The 20725-nt window shown below is 70.8% G+C and carries 13 protein-coding genes and 2 pseudogenes; 9 read left to right on the top strand and 6 right to left on the bottom strand.

What is annotated here, in order from left to right:
• Positions 1–131: 131 nt before the first annotated feature.
• On the bottom strand, positions 132–1397 hold the full coding sequence (locus tag AB0C20_RS13265) for a DivIVA domain-containing protein (RefSeq protein ID WP_091405818.1): 1266 nt from the start codon (positions 1395–1397) through the stop codon (positions 132–134).
• A gap of 246 nt (positions 1398–1643) precedes the next feature.
• Between AB0C20_RS13265 and AB0C20_RS13260 the strand changes: the two genes are divergently transcribed.
• Positions 1644–1832: a hypothetical protein gene (locus AB0C20_RS13260; RefSeq protein WP_357568041.1), complete on the top strand. Its 189-nt coding sequence runs from the start codon at positions 1644–1646 to the stop codon at positions 1830–1832.
• On the opposite strand, the gene ccrA is transcribed toward AB0C20_RS13260, so the two are convergent.
• Both ccrA and mce read right to left on the bottom strand, forming a co-directional pair.
• Positions 1810–3165, bottom strand: coding sequence for a crotonyl-CoA carboxylase/reductase (ccrA, locus tag AB0C20_RS13255; RefSeq protein WP_238677326.1), 1356 nt, complete (start codon positions 3163–3165; stop codon positions 1810–1812). The genes AB0C20_RS13260 and ccrA overlap by 23 nt on opposite strands.
• Positions 3166–3514: 349 nt before the next feature.
• Positions 3515–3991, bottom strand: coding sequence for a methylmalonyl-CoA epimerase (mce, locus tag AB0C20_RS13250; protein ID WP_112621592.1), 477 nt, complete (start codon positions 3989–3991; stop codon positions 3515–3517).
• Between the two features lie 62 nt (positions 3992–4053).
• Here mce and AB0C20_RS13245 point away from each other — a divergent pair, with 62 nt between their 5' ends.
• The 7 genes and pseudogenes from AB0C20_RS13245 to AB0C20_RS13215 all read left to right on the top strand — a co-directional run.
• Positions 4054–5253 (top strand): acetyl-CoA C-acetyltransferase, encoded by a 1200-nt coding sequence (locus AB0C20_RS13245; protein ID WP_328652378.1) that lies wholly within the window; start codon positions 4054–4056, stop codon positions 5251–5253.
• A 55-nt stretch (positions 5254–5308) separates the two neighbouring features.
• The gene (meaB, locus tag AB0C20_RS13240; protein WP_357184921.1) at positions 5309–6310 is read left to right on the top strand and encodes a methylmalonyl Co-A mutase-associated GTPase MeaB; all 1002 of its coding nucleotides are present in this window, start codon (positions 5309–5311) and stop codon (positions 6308–6310) included.
• 215 nt (positions 6311–6525) lie between these two features.
• Positions 6526–6945 (top strand): Asp23/Gls24 family envelope stress response protein, encoded by a 420-nt coding sequence (locus AB0C20_RS13235; protein ID WP_112621678.1) that lies wholly within the window; start codon positions 6526–6528, stop codon positions 6943–6945.
• Between the two features lie 58 nt (positions 6946–7003).
• Complete coding sequence (locus AB0C20_RS13230) at positions 7004–7417, top strand: Asp23/Gls24 family envelope stress response protein (RefSeq protein WP_357184926.1); 414 nt, start codon at positions 7004–7006, stop codon at positions 7415–7417.
• A gap of 212 nt (positions 7418–7629) precedes the next feature.
• Entirely contained in the window at positions 7630–9318 is a 1689-nt protein-coding gene (locus AB0C20_RS13225) for a methylmalonyl-CoA mutase family protein (protein WP_357184929.1), read from the top strand.
• A 181-nt stretch (positions 9319–9499) separates the two neighbouring features.
• Positions 9500–10423: a tetratricopeptide repeat protein gene (locus tag AB0C20_RS13220; RefSeq protein ID WP_357568040.1), complete on the top strand. Its 924-nt coding sequence runs from the start codon at positions 9500–9502 to the stop codon at positions 10421–10423.
• Between the two features lie 69 nt (positions 10424–10492).
• Positions 10493–11458 (top strand): annotated as a pseudogene (locus AB0C20_RS13215) (arginase family protein); the annotation flags it as partial.
• Positions 11459–12194: 736 nt separating this feature from the next.
• Here the strand turns inward: AB0C20_RS13215 and AB0C20_RS13210 are convergent.
• Positions 12195–14159, bottom strand: coding sequence for a penicillin-binding transpeptidase domain-containing protein (locus AB0C20_RS13210; RefSeq protein WP_357568038.1), 1965 nt, complete (start codon positions 14157–14159; stop codon positions 12195–12197).
• A 289-nt stretch (positions 14160–14448) separates the two neighbouring features.
• Between AB0C20_RS13210 and AB0C20_RS13205 the strand changes: the two genes are divergently transcribed.
• Positions 14449–19530 carry an NAD-glutamate dehydrogenase gene (locus tag AB0C20_RS13205; protein ID WP_357568037.1) on the top strand — a complete coding sequence of 1694 codons (5082 nt, stop codon included), beginning with the start codon at positions 14449–14451 and terminating at the stop codon, positions 19528–19530.
• A gap of 74 nt (positions 19531–19604) precedes the next feature.
• Here AB0C20_RS13205 and AB0C20_RS13200 read toward each other — a convergent pair whose 3' ends face one another.
• The gene (locus AB0C20_RS13200; RefSeq protein WP_357568036.1) at positions 19605–20303 is read right to left on the bottom strand and encodes a class F sortase; all 699 of its coding nucleotides are present in this window, start codon (positions 20301–20303) and stop codon (positions 19605–19607) included.
• 1 nt (position 20304) lies between these two features.
• Positions 20305–20725 (bottom strand): annotated as a pseudogene (locus tag AB0C20_RS13195) (hypothetical protein); the annotation flags it as partial.

Raw genomic sequence — 20725 nt, 5'->3', positions numbered from 1 at the left:
GGCCTTGTGGGAGCTACTTCACTCCGTTGCGGTCAACGAATACCAGGGGTTAGGAAACGCATACGGCGCGAGGTGGCACCGGTTACCCGGTGTCACCTCGCGCCGTCGATGCCCCTACCTGACGCCTCGCGTCAGCCGGCGGTCTCCGCGGGCACCCGCTCCTGACCACCATCGGTCTTCTTTGCTGCTTCCGGCTTGGCAGCCGGAGCGGCCTGCGCCGGCATTCCCGGGACGATGCCGGCGAGGCCGGAGAGCATCTGACCCAGCTGCGACGTGACAGCGTCCTTCTGTCGGGTGAGGTCCTCGACCTCGCGGCGGGCGGCCTGCGTGGTCAGCTCCGCCTCGGTGCGAGCCTCGGTGAGCAGGCGCTGCGACTCGGCCTTCGCCTCGTTGAGGGTCTTCTCCGAGTGGGCCTTGGCCTTGTCGACCGTCTCGGCGGCGTTGCGCTCCGACTCGACCCGCCGCGCCTCGGCGCGCTGCTCGATCTCCTTGGCCCGCTCCTGCGCGGCCCGCGCACGCTGCTCGGCCTCGCTGACCATCTTCTGCGTCTGCGCGACCTGGGCGGCGTGCCGCTCGGACTCCTCGCGCTCGGCCTTCTCCCGCCGCTCGGCCAGCTGGAGCTCCAGGGCCTGCAGGTCCTTGTCGCGCTTGTCCCGCGCGTCGGTGAGCAGCTTGGTCGCCTCGGCGCGCTTCTCCTCAGCCTCGCGGGCGGCCTTCGCCCGCTGCTGGGTGATCTCCCGCTCGGCGGTGGCCCGCAGGGTGGCGACCTCCCGCTCGACTGTCGACTTCAGCTCGGCCACCTCGTGCGCGGTGACCGTACGTAGCTGCTTGGTCTCCCGGTCGGCGTCGGCGCGCAGCGTGTCGGCCTCGCGGCGAGCCTGCACCCGGACCTCGGCGGCTTCGCGCTCGGCGGCCGTACGCAGGTTGCCCGCCTCGCGCTCGGCGCTCGCCTTCATGGCGGCGGCCTCGGCGCGGGCCTTGTCGGTGATCTCGCGAGCCTCGAGGCGGGCGGCGGAGAGGATGCCCTCCGACTCGCGCTTGGCCTCGTTGCGGTGGTCGTTGGCCTGCTCCTCGGCGAGCCGGAGGATCTGCTCGACGCGCGTGCCCAGCCCGGAGAGGGTGGGCCGGCTGTTCTCTTCGAGCTGCTTGTTCGTGTCGGTGAGCTTCTGCTCCAGCGCACTCATGCGCTGCTCGGCCTGGCGGAGCCGACGCTGGGCGTCGTTCATCCGCTGCTCGGCCTCGGCACGGGCCTGCTCGGACTGGGTCAGCGCGGCGGTCATCCGGCCGAGGAAGTCGTCGACCTGATGGGTGTTGTATCCGCGCAGGCCAACGGTGAAATCTGGCTGCGAGTTCGCGTTATCGAAGAACGCGAGAGGGGAGGACTGCTGCTGGGGCATTGGGACATACTGGCAGACGCCCCAGGGTGCTTCGCAAGAGCGGTGCGAAGCTTTCGTGCCCTCTTTACATGGTCAACTCCCGCGATCGGCGAGGTTGGACCAATCGGCGATCTTGGCAGGTCCTGGCGGGTCGGACGCCACGCAGCGTGACGCGGAAAAGGGCCCCGGGGTTACCCCGAGGCCCTTTGTTCGATCCGGGTGGCTTATCCGCTAATGGGGGCGGAAGAACAATGAGCGATCAGCGCAATGGTCATCCAGCGTTCCACCGTCCGGCCGGGACCCGCCTCGGCGCTCCGGATGCCGGTCGACGACCCCGGGCCGGCGGTGCCGGTCAGTCACCCCGGGCCGGCGGTGCCGGTCAGTCACCCCGGGCCGGCGGTGCCGGTCAGTCACCCCGGGCCGGCGGTGCCGGTCAGTGACCCCGGAACCGGTTGATCGCGTCCTCGTGCCGGGCCCGCAACTCCCCGTCACGTACGCCCAGTCCGTCGGTGGGCGCGAGGCAGCGCACGCCGACCTTGCCCTGGTGGGCGTTGCGGTGCACCTCGTACGCGGCCTGGCCGGTCTGCTCCAGCGGGTAGGTGCGGGACACCGTCGGGTGCACCTTGCCGAGCGCGACCAGGCGGTTGGCCTGCCACGCCTCGTGGTAGTTGGCGAAGTGGCTGCCCACGATCCGCTTGAGGTGCATCCACAGGTAGCGGTTGTCGTACTGGTGCAGGAAGCCGCTCGTGGAGGCGCAGGTGACGATGGTCCCACCGCGCCGGGCCACGTAGACGCTGGCGCCGAACGTCTCCCGGCCCGGGTGCTCGAACACGATGTCCGGGTCCTCGCCGCTGGTCAGCTCGCGAATCCGTTCGCCGAAGCGCCGCCACTCGTCCGGGTCCTGGGTCTCCTCGTCCTTCCAGAAGCGGAAGCCCTCCGCGGCCCGGTCGATGACCAGCTCCGCGCCCATCCGGCGGCACAGCTCGGCCTTCTCCGGCGAGGACACCACGCAGACTGGAATCGCGCCGCCGTTGAGTGCCATCTGGGTGGCGTACCCACCGAGGCCGCCGGAGGCGCCCCAGATCAGCACGACATCGCCCTGCTTCATGTTGGCGCCGTGGTGCGAGACGAGCTGCCGGTACGCGGTGGAGTTGACCAGCCCGGGACTGGCCGCCTCCTCCCAGCTCAGGTGCCGTGGCTTGGGCATCAGCTGGTTGGCCTTGACCACCGCCAGCTCGGCCAGCCCGCCGAAGTTGGTCTCGAAGCCCCAGATCCGCTGTTGCGGGTCGAGCATCGTGTCGTCGTGCCCGGCCGCGTCCTCCAACTCGACGGAGAGGCAGTGCGCGACAACCTCGTCGCCGGGGGCCCAGCGGGTCACCCCGGGGCCGGTGCGCAGCACCACGCCGGCCGCGTCCGAGCCGACCACGTGGTACGGCAGGTCGTGCCGGCGGGTCAGCTCGGAGACCCGGCCGTAGCGCTCCAGGAACTTGAAGGTGGGCAGCGGCTCGAAGATGCTGGTCCACACCGTGTTGTAGTTGATCGCGCTGGCCATCACCGCGATCAGCGCCTCGCCCGGCGCCAGCTCCGGCGTCGGCACCTCCTGCACGTGCAGGGCCTTGCGTGGGTCCTTGTCCCGGGTGGCCATGCCGTCGAACATCCGGGCTTCCTCGGCGCGGACCACCACGCCCCGGTAGCTCTCCGGTACGGGCAGCCCGGCGAGGCCGGCGAGTTCGCGGTCCGGATCGTTCGATTCCTCCGCCGCCATGATCGCTTCGAGGATGTCCTGCACGGTGACCTCCGGTTCATCCGCACCCGCACGGGCCCGGGTGCTGCCATCGTCGGCGCCGGTGGGGCACGACCGCCATGTCGGCATTCGACACATCCGGCACCGGTCGCGCTCCTGTGGGGCCGGACGTTACTGAACGGTAGCTAGGCCGGGAAGTCCTCTGTGAAAAACTGCATCCGCCGATGCGTGAAGGTGTCCAACCAGCCCGCCAACCGCGCACTGACGTGCGCGCACCAGGGCCCCGACGGCCACCACCCCCTGGTTGATCAAGAGCTTTCGGTCACCTGCGGGGCGCGGGATGACGCAAACCTCGTGATCAACCAGGGGGTGGATGGGCGGGGCAGGGGTGGGGTCAGTGGGGGGTGGGGGCGGGTTGGACCAGTTCGACGAGGACGCCACCGGCGTCCTTGGGGTGGACGAAGTTGATCCGGCTGTCCGCGGTGCCACGCCTCGGAGCGTCGTAGAGAAGGCGCATGCCGCGCTCGCGTAGCGCCGCGCAGGCCGCGTCGATGTCCACCACCGTGTACGCGACCTGCTGCACGCCCGGCCCGTTGCGGTCCAGGAACTTCGCGATCGTCGACTCCGGGGTGAGCGGGGCGAGCAACTGCACGCAGCCACCCTCGGTGGTCGGCCCGACGGCCAGCATCGCTTCCCGGACGCCCTGCTCGGTGTTGGTCTCCACGTGAACGCAGCGCATCCCGAACGTCCGCTGGTAGAAGTCGATCGCGGCGTCCAGGTCGGCCACGGCGATCCCGACGTGGTCAATCTTGCGAAGTCCGATGTCTGTGACGTAGTCCGCACCGGGCTCGACGGGGGAGTTCTCTGCCATGGCGCTAGTCTGGCCGAACAATCGTTAAGGCGTACAGCTCGGCACCCCCTTCGGAGGCAGGCATGGCTTCGGTGATCGTCAGCGGCGCGCGGACCCCGATGGGCCGGCTGCTGGGCAACCTCAAGGACCTCCCGGCCACGAAGCTCGGCGGAATCGCCATCAAGGCGGCGCTGGAGCGTGCCGGCGTCAGCCCGGACCAGGTCCAGTACGTGATCATGGGCCAGGTGTTGCAGGCCGGCACCGGTCAGATCCCGGCTCGGCAGGCGGCGGTCGAAGCCGGCGTGCCGATGTCGGTGCCGGCGCTGACCATCAACAAGGTCTGCCTCTCCGGCCTGGACGCGATCGCCCTGGCCGACCAGCTGATCCGCGCCGGCGAGTTCGACATCGTGGTGGCCGGCGGCATGGAGTCGATGACCAACGCCCCGCACCTGCTGATGGGCCAGCGCACCGGCTACAAGTACGGCGACGTGGTGGTCAAGGACCACATGGCACACGACGGGCTCAGCGACGCCTGGGACTGCTGCTCGATGGGCGAGTCGACCGAGCGGCTCGGTGCCAAGCACGGCATCTCCCGCGAGGAGCAGGACGCCTTCGCCGCCGCCAGCCACCAGCGGGCTGCCGCCGCGCAGAAGAACGGCCACTTCGCCGACGAGATCGCCCCGGTGGTCATCCCGCAGCGCAAGGGTGACCCGCTGGTGATCACCGAGGACGAGGGCATCCGTCCGGACACCACAGTCGAGTCACTGGCCAAGCTGCGCCCCGCCTTCGCCAAGGACGGCACCATCACCGCCGGCAGCTCGTCGCCGATCTCCGACGGCGCCGCCGCGGTGCTCGTGATGAGCAAGGCCAAGGCGAAGGAGCTGGGGCTGACCTGGCTGGCCGAGATCGGTGCGCACGGCAACGTGGCGGGCCCGGACAACTCCCTGCACTCGCAGCCGTCCAACGCGATCAACCACGCCCTGAAGAAGGGTGGCCTGAGCGTCGCGGACCTGGACCTCATCGAGATCAACGAGGCGTTCGCGCAGGTCGGCGTCCAGTCCACCCGGGACCTCGGGATCAGCCCGGAGAAGGTCAACGTCAACGGCGGCGCGATCGCGCTGGGGCACCCGATCGGCATGTCCGGCGCGCGTCTCGTACTCACCCTCGCCCTGGAGCTGAAGCGGCGCGGCGGTGGCACCGGTGCGGCCGCGCTGTGTGGCGGCGGCGGCCAGGGCGACGCGCTGATCATCCACGTGCCGGGCAAGGCCGAGACCAGCCAGTGAGCGCGAGGAGTGAGCCGGTCTTGCGAGCCCCGCGGTCGCGAACGGGGATGGCGCAGTGAGCGAGACTGAGCACGTCCCGGCAGCGGGCACCACGTCGGTGCGCCGCAGCCGGGACGTACCGCTGCTTGTCGAGCGGGCCCGCACCGGCGACCCCCGGGCGGTGGCTCGCCTGATCACGTTGGTGGAGAACGGTGACGCGCTGTTGCCGGAGATCGCCGCGGCGCTGGCGCCGTACGCCGGGCAGGCCCAGGTGGTCGGGCTGACCGGTTCACCCGGGGTGGGTAAGTCGACCACCACGAACGAGCTGGTCCGCGCGCTGCGGGCGCGCGGGCACCGGGTGGGTGTGCTGGCTGTCGACCCGTCCAGCCCGTTCACCGGCGGAGCGATCCTCGGTGACCGGGTGCGGATGCAGGACCACGCCACCGATCCGGGCGTCTACATCCGGTCGATGTCCAGCCGGGGCCACCTCGGCGGGCTGGCCGCGGCCACGCCGCAGGCGGTCCGGGTGCTGGAGGGCGCCGGCTGTGACGTGGTGCTGGTGGAGACGGTCGGCGTCGGGCAGGCCGAGGTGGAGGTCGCCTCGCTCGCCGACACGACGCTGGTGCTGCTCGCACCCGGGATGGGCGACGCGATCCAGGCGGTCAAGGCCGGCATCCTGGAGATCGCTGACGTGTTCGTGGTCAACAAGGCGGACCGGGACGGCGTCGACGCCACAGTCCGTGACATCCAGGGCATGATCGCGCTCGGTGAGCGCGGGCCGGGGCAGTGGCGGCCCCAGGTGGTCCGGTCGGTCGCCGCGCGGGGCGAGGGCATCGACGACATCGCCGCCGCCATCGACAAGCACCGGGGCTGGCTGGTCGAGCACGGCGAGCTGCGCCGCCGCCAGGAGGCGCGGGCCGCCGCCGAGATCGAGGCGATCGCGCTCGGTACCCTCCGCTCCCGGATCGGCTCACTGCGCGACGGTACGGAGTTGGCCACGCTCGCCACCAAGGTTGCCGAGGGCGCTACCGATCCGTACACGGCAGCGGACGAGTTGCTCGCCCAGCTCGCGCGCTGACCCGGCGACCCGCCGGCCGGCGTGTCCACCTGGACGAACCCGATCGGCACTGTCCGGTGCGGACCGACGCCGTCGCTCGTGCGCGCCGCACGCCCACAAGCGAAGGTCGCTCTGGTTTTAGTAGGCTCGCCGCGCGTGGCCGCAAGCGGGGCTTCCGCGAAGCGGGCTGACGAGCGGGTCGGTCCACAGTGCACGGGACCAGGGGAGATGTGATCATGACGGACGCGGTGGAGAACGCCGGCGCAGTGCAGCCCGCCACGGGCGCGGCCCGGGGTGTCACGTCGGTTTCCGACGAGGTCGTGGAGAAGATCGCCGGTGCGGCCGCTCGTGCCGTGCCCGGTGTCGCCGACCTCGGCGGCGATGTCTCCCGTTTCTTCAACAGCGTGCTGGACAAGATCGGCCTGGACGAGGTGGGCGACGCTCGGCGGGGCGTGTCGGCCGACGTGAAGGGCAGCTCGGCCGTCATCAACGTGGTCCTGGTGATCGACGCCGGGCACGTCGTGGCCGACGTGACCGAGGCGGTGCGGGCCGCGGTGATCGAAGCGGTGGAGAAGTACGGCCTGACTGTCACCCAGGTCAACGTCACTGTGGACGACATCGAGCTGAACCAGCCGGGCGCGGCAGCCGGAGCCTGAGACGTAGCTGCCCAACAGCCTGACGGTTGACTCGGTGGTGTGAGGAGCAGGAGCGACTGTGGACCTGGAAGCAACGCAGGAGCTGAGCAGGGCGTCGGTGCCGGCCGGCGGGACGACGCAGGTCGCCGACGAGGTGATCGAGAAGATCGCCGTCGCGGCGGCCCGCGCGGTGCCCGGTGTGGCCGACTTGGGTGGAGACGTCGCCCGGTTCTTCAACGCGGTTCTCGACCGGGTCGGGCTGGACCAGGTGGGTGACGCCCGTCGGGGTTGTTCGGCCCACGTGACCGGGGACGCGGCCGTGGTCAACCTGGTGTTGGTGATCGAGGCCGGTCGACAGGTGGCAGAGGTCAGCGGTCAGGTGCGCGCTCGAGTGACCGAGGCGGTCGAGGCGTTCGGAATGCGGGTCGATGAGGTCAACATCCGGGTCGACGACCTGGCGATCAGCGAAACCCCCACCGTGCCCCCCGCCTGACCGGTGCGTTGCGCGATCTGACCCAGTTCCCCCGTCGATCATGCAGTCGTGGTGGCCATTTTGGCCCCGGTTGCGGGATTTGTGCACCACCACAACTCTATGATCGATGCGGGCGCTCGCCGTTACTCGTCGGTACGGGCTGACTTAGCGATCGTTCAGGTAGGGGCCTTACACTCGACGTGCAGTCGAGGACCCGAGGAGGAGCCCTGCTCATGGACGCCGACGAGATCGACGCCGGACGGGCGCGCTGGCAGGCCCGGTACGACGCCGCGCGCAAGCGGGACGCGGACTTCACCACACTCTCCGGGATGCCGGTGGAGCCGGTGTACGGGCCACCGGAGGGTGCCACCTATCCGGGCTTCGAAAGGATTGGTTGGCCGGGCGAGTACCCGTACACCCGGGGTTTGTATCCGACCGGCTACCGGGGTCGGACCTGGACGATCCGGCAGTTCGCCGGCTTCGGCAACGCCCAGCAGACCAACGAGCGCTACAAGATGATCCTCGGCGCCGGCGGCGGCGGGCTCTCGGTTGCGTTCGACATGCCGACGCTGATGGGTCGCGACTCGGACGACCCGCAGGCGCTCGGCGAGGTCGGCCACTGCGGCGTTGCCATCGACACCGCCACCGACATGCAGGCGCTCTTCGACGGCATCGACCTGGCCGGCGTGACCACCTCGATGACCATCTCCGGTCCGGCCGTGCCGGTGTTCTGCATGTACCTGGTCGCCGCCGAGCGGCAGGGCGCCGACCTGTCCAAGCTGGACGGCACCCTGCAGACCGACATCTTCAAGGAGTACATCGCGCAGAAGGAGTGGCTCTTCGACCCGGAGCCGCACCTGCGCCTGATCGGCGACCTGATGGAGTACTGCGCCCGGGAGATCCCGCGCTACAAGCCGCTGTCGGTCTCCGGCTACCACATTCGTGAGGCCGGCTCGACCGCTGCGCAGGAGCTGGCGTACACCCTGGCGGACGGCTTCGGCTACGTCGAGCTGGGTCTCTCGCGTGGGCTCGACGTGAACGTCTTCGCGCCGGGGCTGAGCTTCTTCTTCGACTCGCACCTCGACTTCTTCGAGGAGATCGCCAAGTTCCGTGCCGCCCGCCGGATCTGGGCCCGCTGGCTGCGTGACGTCTACGGCGCGACCAGCGAGAAGGCCCTGTGGCTGCGGTTCCACACGCAGACCGCCGGTGTGTCGCTGACAGCGCAGCAGCCGGTAAACAACGTCGTACGCACCGCCGTCGAGGCTCTCGCGGCGGTGCTCGGCGGCACGAACTCACTGCACACCAACGCACTGGACGAGACCCTGGCGCTGCCCACCGACGAGTCGGCCGAGATCGCCCTGCGTACCCAGCAGGTGTTGATGGAGGAGACCGGTGTGGTCAACGTGGCCGACCCGCTCGGCGGCTCCTGGTACGTGGAGGCGTTGACCGACAAGATCGAGGCCGAGGCGGAGGAGATCTTCGCCCGGATCCGGCAGCTCGGCGGGGACGGGCCACACCAGATCGGCCCGATGACCTCGGGCATCCTGCGCGGCATCGAGGACGGCTGGTTCACCGGGCACATCGCCGAGTCGGCCTTCGTCTACCAGCAGGCCCTCGAGAAGGGCGACAAGAAGATCGTCGGGGTCAACTGCCACACCGGCACCGTCGCCAAGGAGCTGGAGATCCTGCGCATCTCACACGAGGTGGAGCTGGAGCAGCGTCGGGTGCTCGCCGAGCGCAAGACCGCGCGGGACGAGTCGGCCGTCCGCGCGGCGGTGACCCGGATGATCGAGGCGAGCCGCACCGACGAGAACATGATCCCCGCCATGCTCGACGCGGTCCGCGCCGAGGCGACCCTGGGCGAGATCTGCGACGCCCTGCGGGCCGAGTGGGGCACCTACCGCGAACCAGCCCGCTTCTAACCCTGCCCGCCACCCCCCCACCCCGTCGATCTTGCAGTTTCGGTGCTGGCATAAGGCATAAATGTGGCGTACCGGCGACAGAATGTGCAAGATCGGGGGGGTGGGGGCGGGGCGTGAGAGTTGCAACGTCGGGGTTGCGGGTGAGCTGAGATCGGGGGCTCACGTGCGAGACTAGGTAACCATGAGCGACCCACGGATCACCTCGTCGATCTTCACCCGCGGCGCGGTCGACCTCAGCACGCTGCGTGGCCCCGCACCAGCAAGTACCCGCCCCGGCACGCCCCCACAGAGCGGCCCGTCCAACGGCGCCCCCGGCGCGCCCACCGCCGGCGGTGACACCGCCATCGTGGACGTCACCGAGGCGACAATTCAGTCCGACGTGCTCGAACGCTCGATGGCCACGCCCGTCGTCGTGTTCTTCGGTGCGGCCGGCTTCCCGGAGAGCGACGAGTTCGCCCCGGTCCTGGAGCGGCTGAACGCCGAGGGCGGCGGCACCTGGGTGCTGGCCCGGGTCGACGTGCAGGAAAATCCCCGAATCGCCCAGATGTTCCGCGTGCAGGGCATCCCCATGGTCTACGCGGTCGTCGGCGGCCAGCCGGTCGACGCCTTCTCCGGAGTGGTTCCCGAGGCTCAGCTGCGGCAGTGGATCCAGGCCGTGCTCAAGGCCGGTGGCGTGAGCGTCGCCGAGCCGGAGGACCCCCGGCTCGACGAGGCGGACGACGCGCTGATGAGCGGCGACCTGGACGCCGCCGAACAGGCGTACCGGAAGATCCTCGCCGACGCCCCGGCGGACGCCGCGGCCACGGCGGGGCTGGCCCAGGTCGGGGTGGCCCGCCGGGTGGCCGGCGCCGACCCGTCCACCGCGCTGGCCGCCGCCGAGAGCGCCCCCGACGACGTCGCCGCCCAGCTGTTGGCCGCCGACATCGAGGTGCTCAGCGGCCTGGCCGAGCAGGCGTACGCGCGGCTCGTCGGTCTGGTCCGGCGCACCGCCGGTGAGGACCGTGAGACGGTCCGCCAGCACCTCGTCTCGCTCTTCTCCATTGCCGGCCCGGACGATCCGGCGGTCGCCTCGGCGCGTCGGGCCCTGGCCAGCGCCCTGTTCTGAGTTCGTAGCACGCCAGCGCGGGCCGGCGTTCCGGCCGGCCCGCCCGACCACCGAGGACGGGAGCTCACGATGCGCCGGATCGCCGTCCTCGACGCGCCGACAAATCTCGGTCTACGGCCGCCGACGTCAACGTCGGTCCCGGGTTGCGCCAAGGCGCCCGGGGCGCTGCGCGACCACGACCTGCTGGCCCGGCTCCGCGCCCGCGACGCCGGCTGCGTCACCCCCGCCCGGTACGACCCGGGCGACTGGCGACCCGGCGACGGGGTGTGCCACGCCCGGGAGATCGCCGACTACTCGTTGGCCCTCGCCGAACGCATCGGCTCGATCATCGACCGGGGCGAGTTCCCGGTGGTGCTCGGCGGCGACTGCTCAGTGCTCCTCGGCTCGGCCCTGGCCATGCACCGCCTCGGCGAGGCCGTCGGAGGGCGGATCGGGCTGGTCTTCGTCGACGGGCACTCCGACTTCCGGCACCCCGGCAACGCCTCCTACGTCGGCGCTGCCGCCGGTGAGGACCTGGCCCTGGTCACCGGTCGAGGGCAGGCCGACCTGGCCGCGCTGGAGGGCCGCCGGCCCTACTTCCGCGACATCGACGTGGTGGTGCTCGGCATCCGTGCCCAGGACGAGTACCGGCTCGACCTTCAGGCCGCCGGGATCACCACCCGACCGGTGCCGGCCCTGCGCGCCGAGGGCGCCGCCCGGACGGCCCAGTGGGCGCACGAGCAACTCGCCGACTGCGCGGGCTACTGGGTGCACATCGACGTGGACGTGCTCGACCCGGCGGTGATGCCCGCCGTGGACGCCCCCGACCCGGGTGGAATCGCCTTCGCCGAGCTGGAGATCCTGCTCGCCGGCCTGGTCGACACCCCGCACTGCCTCGGCGTGGAGCTGACCGTCTTCGACCCCGACTACGACCCGGACGGCTCGTACGCGGCCGAGATCGTCAACACAGTGGTCGCCGGTCTGGCACCGGTGACCGCCCCGGAAGCGGTGCCGCCCCGACTGCTGTCGGCCCGGCCCACGCCCTCCCCGCGACGCGGCAACGGCCGGGCTGCGACCGCCACCGAGCGGCTCGACCGTGCCGAGCGTCCCGACCGTGCCGAGCGTCCCGAGCGGCTCGACCGTGCCGAGCGTCCCGACCGTGCCGAGCGGCTCGACGGGCTTGCCGGGCTTGACGGGCTCGACCGCGCTGAGCGGGTTGCGCGGCTTGAATTCCCGGCTGGCATCGAACCCGCTGACAATGACCCCGCCGACGTCGGGCCTGCCGGGCTCGGGTCTGCCGATGTCGGGTCTGCCGGCGTCGGTGTCCCCGGCGTGGGTTCGTCAGTGAGCGCGGGGCCGTACGACGTCCCGGCCGAGGGGGAGCCACCCGGCACGGGCGGACGGGTCCACTCCGAGCCGTCGGGCATCGCGGCCAGTGTCGCGCCCCTTGTCGAGCGCGAACCGGTCGGCCCGCCGGCGTCGGCCGGCCCAGGTCTCCTCCGACGCACCGCCCCGTCGACGCAGAACCCGCCCGAAAGGCGCGAAGCCGACACTGCCTGACCCGTCCCTCGGCCTCCTGGTCTTGATCCACTCGGGGTCAGTGAATCCGGGGTGGCTCGGACACCGCAGTTTTAGCGAAACCGAGTCGATCAAGGCCGGGCGTTGGCCCCGGGGCAGTAGCCGGACGTCCGGCGGGCCTCCGGACGGCCCCGGGCAGCGGCCGGACGTCCGGCGGGCCCGCGGACGGCCCCGGGCAACGGCCGGACGCCCGGCGGAGTCCCGGACGGGTGGGTCAGGGGGTGGGGAGGGCGCGGAGGAAGCGCTCGGCCATCGGGACTGCCGAGGCGGTGCTGGCCCCGCCCTTCTCCACGAACACGGCGAACGCCACGTCGCCCCGCCAGCCGACGAACCAGGCGTGGGTGTGCGCCGGGTTGTCGTCGTACTCGGCGGTGCCGGTCTTGCCGTACACCTCACCCGGCACATCCTTGAGCGCGCTGCCGGTGCCGGCGGTGACCACCTCGCGCATCATCGTGCGCAGCGCCGCGACGGACTCCGGCTTGAGCTGCTCGCCTGCCTGTGCCGGCTTGGCCGGCGCCGGGTCGAGCAGCAGCTTCGGCTGCTCGAAGCGGCCGCGGGCGACGGCGGCGGTGGCGCCGGCCATGGCGAGCGGGCTGACCAGCGTGGTGCCCTGCCCGAACGACGCGGCGGCCTGCTCGGCCAGGCTGCCGCCCGTCGAGACCTTGCCGGTGAAGGCGTCCATGCCGAGGTCCCACTGACCCTCCAGGCCCAGCGAGCGACCGGCGGCGGCCAGCCCGTCGCCGCCGAGCTTCGGGGCCAGCGCGGCGAACGCCGTGTTGCAGGACTTGGCGAAGTCGGTGCGGAACGGCACCGAGCCGAGCTCGAAGTTGTCCGAGTTCTTGAAGGACCGGCCGTCCACGGTGAAGGTCTTCTTGCAGTCCACCGGCCCGTCCAGCGTGACCGCGCCCCGGTCCAGCAGGCCCAGCGTGCTGACCATCTTGAAGGTGGAGCCCGGAGGCACCTGGGCGTCGAAGGCCAGATTCTGCCCGGCCGGACCGGGGCCGTTCGCGGCGGCGAGCACGGCGCCGTCGCTGATCCGGACCGCCACCAGGGCGGACCGGCGCGACTCGGCGCGCAGTGCCCCGTCGGCCGCGTTCTGCACGGCGACGTCCAGCGTGGTCTTCAGCGCCTGCCCGGGCTGCGGCTCCCGGCGGAACAGTTCGGCGCCGGTGGGTTCGAGTTTGCCGCCCTCGGCCGGACGCTCGACCACCACTGTCAGCCCGGGGCCGCCGCGCAGTCGTTCGTCGTAGCGGCCCTGTAGCCCGCCGTGCCCGACCAGATCACCGACGACGTACCGGTCGGGGTGTGCGGCGAGGTCGTCGGCCTGCGCCGGGTCGACAGAGCCGAGCAGGGCACGGGCGAACTCGCGGGTGGGCGCCAGGTCGATCTTGTCGGAGACGAACTTGGTGCCGGGCAGGTCGTAGATCCGGGGCTTGATCTGCCGGTACGCCTCCTCGCGGAGCGACACCACCTCGACGAATGCGCCCGGCTCGGCCTTTGCCACCCGGTCGGGCAGGTCGGCCAGGTCGACGCCGGGGACCAGCGCCGGGCGAATGGCCTTGAACGCCGCGTCGAGGTCCTTGACGAGCTTCTTGAGGTCGGTGACCCCGTTGGGCTGCACACCCACCCGGACCACCGGGCGCGGGGTCACCAGCGGCTTTCCGGCGTTGTCCAACACCGCGGCGCGGGCACCGGGGTCGCGCCGCAGCGCCAACCGGTCGCCCTTGGCGAGCTGCTCGTGCACCACAGTCGGCTCCCAGATCACCTGCCACTGGTCGTCGTCGCCGTGGGCGAGCCGCACCTCCCGGTCGTACGCCCAGCGGGCCTGACCGGGCAGGGCCCACTCCACCTGGACTGTCGTGGTGGCGATGTCCTTCGTGATCTTCGGCTCGCCGCGACGCGTCAACTTGGGTGGGGTGGCCGCGAGCTCACCGGAGAGGTCCTTGATCTCGCGCGCCACGTCGGCCGACGGCAGTTTCGAGCCGAGCGGGTCGATCAGACCGACCGCCTGGAGGTCACCGCTACGCCAGCCCGCCAGGAAGGCGTCGACGGTGCGCTGCGGCCCGTCGTCACCGGAACAACCGACCAGGACACCCGCCGCGAGCAGCGCCGTGGTGACGGCGGCGGCGAGCCGGCGGGCGGGGTTCGGCCGGTGGGGCCGAGGGTACGACAAGGGCATGAAGCTGGTCCTTCCGATCTCGGACTGCCCTCGCACGGTAGTACGGGAACGCCGTCCCCAACGTCCCCCCGGCGCTCGGCCGCGCCCAAAGACGGGCCGCGCCCGTGTGATGAACATCGCGTGGCGGGGTATCCCGCAGCCGGCCAACCTCGGACCCGCAACGGGTGAAAGGACAAAGTCCCGATCCGGACGTCTGGCCAGTGGTCCGCCGACGAAGGCGCACAACGGCAGGGCCTAGGCTGGGCGGCAGAGTGACCCACAACGCGGTGGGTCGAGGGGAGTGGCACCGATGGACCGGCGTCCGGCGATCAAACCGGAACCCGACCTCCGGCAGGATGACTCCGGCCGGGACGATGACAGCTTCGATTCGGCGACCGACGGGGACGGCTACGGCCGACTCGACACGGGAGTCACCGGGCTGACCGGGTCGAGCATCGACACCATCTACGATCTGGGTCTGCCAGCCGAGGCGCTGGCCGACGACGTGGAGGACGCCGAGCTCGACGAACCAGTCCCCAACGCGGAGCGCCTGGTGGCCCAGGCCGTCGCGCTCGCCGGGGACGACCACGACGCGGCGACACTTGTCGGCCGTTTCTGGCGGTTCGCCCCGGACGAGGAGCTGGTCGGCTTCACGGCGGAAGAGATGCTCGACGCGGCCCGGGCGCACCGGGATCTCGCCCAGCAGCGGGTGCCGGGCGAGTTGAAGCTGCGGATCCACGAACCGCACGCCGACCAGCACCACACGGTCGTCGAGATCGTCACTGACGACATGCCGTTCCTGGTCGACTCTGTGACGGCCCTGCTCAACTCGTACCACCTCGACGTGCACCTGCTGGTGCACCCGCTGGTGGTGGTGCGGCGGGAGCCGCTGGGCCGGCTCACCGAGGTCTCCGCGGATGTGGAACCGGACGACGCGATCGCCGGCGACATCATCGAGAGCTGGATGCGGATCGAGATCGACCCGGTCCGGGACGCTGCCGAACGGGACCGGTTGCGCCGCGAGTTGCAGCGGGTGCTCACCGACGTGCGGGAGGCGGTGGAGGACTGGCCGAAGATGCGTCAGCGTGCCCTCGCGCTCGCCGACGAGTTGGCGTCCGCCCGTACCTCCGACAACCGCCCACCGGTGCCGGAAAAGGACATCACCGACTCGGTGGAGCTGCTGCGGTGGCTCGCCCAGGACCACTTCACCTTCCTCGGCTACCGCGAGTACCGGTTGGTGGACGCCGACGGCGGCGACGCCGCCGACCCGGTCGACGGCAAGGCGTTGGAGGCGGTGCTCGGCACCGGTCTGGGCATCCTGCGCTCCGATTCGCCGGATGCGCGGTCGCTGTCCTCGATGACGCCCGAGGCGCACGAGAAGGTGCTGGAGAAGCGCCTGCTGATCATCACCAAGGCCAACTCCCGTGCCACAGTGCACCGCTCGGCGTACCTGGACTACATCGGCTTCAAGATCTTCAACTCCGCCGGTGACGTGATCGGTGAGCGGCGCTTCCTGGGCCTGTTCTCGACGGCCGCCTACCGGACCAGCGTCCGCGAGCTGCCGGTGGTACGCCGCAAGGTGGCCGAGGTGCTGGACCGCTCCGGCCTGAGCCAGCGCAGCCACTCGGGCAAGGATCTGATCCAGATCCTGGAGACCTACCCGCGCGACGAGCTGTTCCAGATCAAGACCGACGACCTGTACCACGCTGTCGTCGGCGTGCTGCGGATGGCCGGCCGCCGGCAGCTGCGGGTGTTCCTGCGTCGGGACGCGTACGGGCGGTTCATCTCCTGCCTGATCTACCTGCCCCGGGACCGGTTCACCACTCAGAACCGGCTGCGCATGCAGGACATCCTGCTGCGTGAGCTGAACGGTGTCGGGGTGGACTACACCACCCGCGTCACCGAGTCGATGCTGGCCCGGGTGCACTTCATCGTTCGTACCGACCCGACGCGGCCACCCGGCGACATCGACGCCGACCTGCTCGCCGAGGAGCTGGCCGACGCCACCCGACTCTGGGACGACGACTACCGGTTGGTGCTGGAGCGCAAGCTCGGCGACGAGCAGGCCAAGCACCTGTTCACCCGGTACGCCGACGCGTTCCCGGAGGGCTACAAGGACGGGCACACGCCGTACGAGGCGATGAAGGACCTGGCGAAGCTGGAGCTGCTCGAGGAGCCCGGCCAGCTGGAGATGCACCTGTTCCGCAAGCAGCTCGCGCCCCGACCGGGCACCCGGGTGCCAGGCGCGGACCTCGCCGAGGCCATGGACGTCCGGTTCAAGGTCTACCGGTACGGCGAGCCGATGATGCTCTCCGCCGTGCTGCCGGTGCTGCACTCGCTCGGCGTACGGGTGGTCGACGAGCACCCGTACGAGGTGGACCGCATCGACGGCCGGGTCTACCTGTACGACTTCGGCCTCATGCTGCCCGAGGGGCATCACGAGCTGGCCGAGGTGCGCCCGCACGTGGAGAACGCCTTCGCGGCAGCCTGGCGCGGCGAGGCCGAGGTGGACCGGTTCAACGAGCTGGTGCTGCGCGGCGGGCTGACCTGGCGGCAGGTGGTGGTGCTCCGGGCGTACGCGAAGTACCTGCGGCAGGCCGGCACTGTCTTCTCGCAGGACTACATGGAGCAGACCTTCATCGCGTACCCGAAGCTCGCCGCGTTGCTGGTGGAGCTCTTCGAGACCCGGTTCGCGCCGGGCGAGTCGAGCACCGAGCAGCGGCAGCAGCGCAGCGGTGAGCTGGTGGAGACGATCCGGGGCGCGTTGGACGACGTGGCGAGCCTCGACCAGGACCGGATCCTGCGCTCGTACCTGACGCTGATCGAGGCGACCCTGCGGACCAGCTTCTACCAGAAGCGCGCCGACGGGCGGCCGAAGGCGTACGTGGCGTTCAAGCTCGACCCGCAGGCCATTCCGGACCTGCCCGCGCCGCGACCGAAGTTCGAGATCTTCGTCTACTCGCCGCGCTTCGAGGGTGTGCACCTGCGGTTCGGGCCGGTGGCCCGGGGCGGGTTGCGCTGGTCCGACCGTCGGGAGGACTTCCGTACCGAGGTGCTGGGCCTGGTCAAGGCGCAGATGGTGAAGAACACGGTGATCGTGCCGGTCGGCGCCAAGGGCGGCTTCGTGTTGAAGCAGAAGCCTGGCGACCGGGACGAGGCGGTCGCCTGCTACCAGGAGTTCGTCGGCGCGATGCTGGACGTCACCGACAACATCGTCAGCGGGCAGATCGTGCCGCCCGAGGACGTTGTCCGGCACGACGGCGACGATCCGTACCTGGTGGTGGCGGCCGACAAGGGCACCGCGACGTTCTCCGACGTCGCCAACGAGATCTCGAAGGCCCACAACTTCTGGATGGGCGACGCGTTCGCGTCCGGCGGATCCGCCGGTTACGACCACAAGAAGATGGGCATCACCGCCCGGGGCGCCTGGGAGTCGGTCAAGCGGCACTTCCGTGAGCTGGGGGTGGACACCCAGACCCAGGACTTCACAGTGGTCGGCGTCGGCGACATGTCCGGCGACGTCTTCGGCAACGGAATGCTGCTCTCCGAGCACATCCGGCTGGTGGCCGCCTTCGACCACCGGCACATCTTCCTCGACCCGGAGCCGGACGCCGCCACCTCGTACACGGAGCGTCGACGGCTGTTCGACCTGCCCCGTTCCTCCTGGGAGGACTACAACCCGGAGCTGATCTCGGCAGGTGGCGGCATCTTCCCGCGTACCGCGAAGTCCATCCCGATCACGCCGCAGGTCCGGGCGGCGATCGGCCTGGACGACGACGTCACGCAGTTGTCGCCACAGGATCTGATGAAGGCGATCGTCACCGCCCCGGTGGACCTTTTCTGGAACGGCGGCATCGGCACCTACGTCAAGGCCTCCACCCAGACCAACGCCGAGGTGGGTGACAAGTCCAACGACGCGATCCGGGTGGACGGGCGGAACCTGCGCTGCCGGGTGGCGGGCGAGGGCGGCAACCTGGGCTGGACCCAGCTCGGCCGGATCGAGTACGCGCTGACCGGTGGCCGGATCTACACGGACTTCATCGACAACGCGGCAGGGGTGGACACCTCCGACCACGAGGTGAACATCAAGATCCTGCTCAACACGGCGGTGGCCGATGGCGAGCTGACAATGGCCGACCGGGACGAGCTGCTGGCCGGGATGACCAATGAGGTCGCGGAGCTGGTGCTGCGGGACAACTACGACCAGGCTCGGGCGATCAACAACGCCCAGGCCCAGGCCGCCTCGCTGCTCCCGGTGCACCGTCGGATGATCAACGAGCTGGAGCGTTCGGGCGGGTTGGACCGCGCGTTGGAGGCGCTGCCGCCGGACGAGGAGCTGGCGGTCCGCAGCGAGTCCGGGCTGACCGCGCCGGAGTTCGCCGTGCTGCTCGCGTACGTGAAGATCGTCCTGGAGCGGGAGATCCTCACCGAGGGGTTGGCCGACGAGGAGTGGACCACCGACGTCCTGGTGAACTACTTCCCGACGCCGATGCGCGAGCGGTTCGCCGACCGGATGGGCCGGCACCGGCTGCGCCGGGACATCGTGACCACGGTGCTGGTCAACGAGGCGATCAACCGGGGTGGCATCTCGTTCATCTTCCGGGTGGTCGAGGAGACGGCGGCCAGCGCGGCCGACGTGATCCGGGCGTACGTGGTGGTCAGCGAGGTGTTCGGCCTGCGCGACCTGTGGGACGCGGTCGAGGCGCTGGACAACAAGGTGGCGCCGGAGCTGCAGACCAGCGTCTACCTGGACACCCGTCGTCTGCTCGATCGGGCGGTGCGGTGGCTGGTCTCCAACCGGCGTTCGCCGATCGACGTGCCGGCCGAGATCGCCCGGCTGCGAGACGGGGTCACCCGGTTGCTGCCGGGGCTGGAGGAGCTGTTCTACGGCAACGAGCGCCAGGGCATCGCCGCGCACATGGACTCGATGACCGAGCGTGGGCTGCCCCGCGAGCTGGCGGAGCGGGCGACCCGGCTGATGTACAGCTTCGGTCTGATGGACGTGGTGGAGACCGCGAACGCCAGCGGGCGGGACGTCAGCGAGGTGGCCTCGGTCTACTTCGTGCTGTCCGACCTGTTCCGGGTGGACTCGCTGCTGTCGAAGATCTCCCTGCTGCCGCGGGAGGACCGCTGGCAGACGCTGGCTCGGATGGCGCTGCGATACGACCTGTACGCAGCGCTGGCCGCGCTCACCGCGGAGGTACTCGACTCCACCCCGGGCGACCTGCCGCCGCACGAGCGGGTGCAGCAGTGGGAGCAGTCGAACGCCACCTCCATCCACCGGGCCCGACGGGCGATGGGTGAGTTCGACGAGTCGCGGGCGGACCTCGCCGCCCTGTCGGTGCTGCTGCGTCAGATCCGTACCCTGGTGCGGACCTCCGCGGCTGCCTGAGTCAGGTACGCCGGACGCGGTCCGGCCGGTCGGGGTGACCCGACCGGCCGGACCGCGTTTCGTTTCGCCGCCGGTCAGGCCGCCAAAGTGGCGAAGACGACGATGTTGTCCGGGTAGCTCTTCGCGGCCTGGTCGAACTGACCGCCGCAGGTGACCACCCGCAGGCTGGGCCGGTCACTCGGCCCGTAGACCAACTCGGTGGGGAAGGCCGTCTTCGGGTACGACTTCACCGAGTCGACAGTGAAGGTGGCCGGCACTCCGTCGGCGCGGCGCACGGTGACGGTGTCGCCGGGGAGGAGAGCGCCGAGGTCGAAGAAGACGGCCGGGCCGAGCACCGCCGAGTCCACGTGCCCGACGATGACCGCGTTACCCGTCTCGCCCGGGCTCGCACCGGGCTCGTACCACCCGGCCTGGTCTGCCTTGTCCAGCGGTGGGACCTGAACGGTGCCGTCCGGGTTGGTACCCAACGACATGATCGTCGCGTCGACACCGATCCGGGGGATCTCGATGCTGGTCGGTGCCGAACGGGCCAACCCGGCCGCGGCCTGACCGACCGGCTGCCCGTCGACCGGCGCGGCATCGTCGGCGGTGCTCGCCGGCGCCGTCGCCTCGGGGCCGGCCTGGGCCAGCGGCTGCGGCGGCCGGGGAGTGGGCGTTGTCTTCAGTGAGGCGCCGATCATGCCGGCGCCGATCATGGCCAGGGTGACGACGACGGCCGTGCCGGCGGCACGCCACGGTTTCCCGTGACGGCCGCCGGCCGGTGTCGCCGTCACGTCAGACGAGCGAACCATCGGTCCGCCGACGACGCATCAGCACGATCCCGCCCAGCGCGGCAGCGCCGAGCAGGCCCGCCCCGCCGGTGGCCAGGCCCCGGTCGGTACCGGTGCTGACGCCACCGTCACCACCGTCGACACCGCCGTGCGGCAGCACGACGAGCTCGCCCTCGCCGCAGGAGCCCTTGAGCTCGTAGCGACCCGGCTTGGCGTCCTTGTCGACCTTGGCTTCGCCGTAGTAGACGAACTCGCGCTCCTTGTCCCAGTCACGCTCGTCCGAGCCGCGCTCGTCCTTGCCGTAACCGCCGCGCTCGTCCGAGCCGTACTCGGAGCCGTGCTCGTCCTTGTTCTCCCAGCCCTTGTCGGAGCCGTTGTCCGAGCCGTAGTCCGAGCCGTGCTCGTCCTTGTTCTCCCAGCCCTTG

Origin of the sequence: Micromonospora sp. NPDC048843 (assembly GCF_040649965.1) — a bacterium.
GTDB classification, from domain to species: domain Bacteria; phylum Actinomycetota; class Actinomycetes; order Mycobacteriales; family Micromonosporaceae; genus Micromonospora; species Micromonospora hortensis.
The sequence above is the reverse complement of the archived record's forward strand: the minus strand, read 5'-3'. Positions and strand labels throughout refer to the sequence as shown.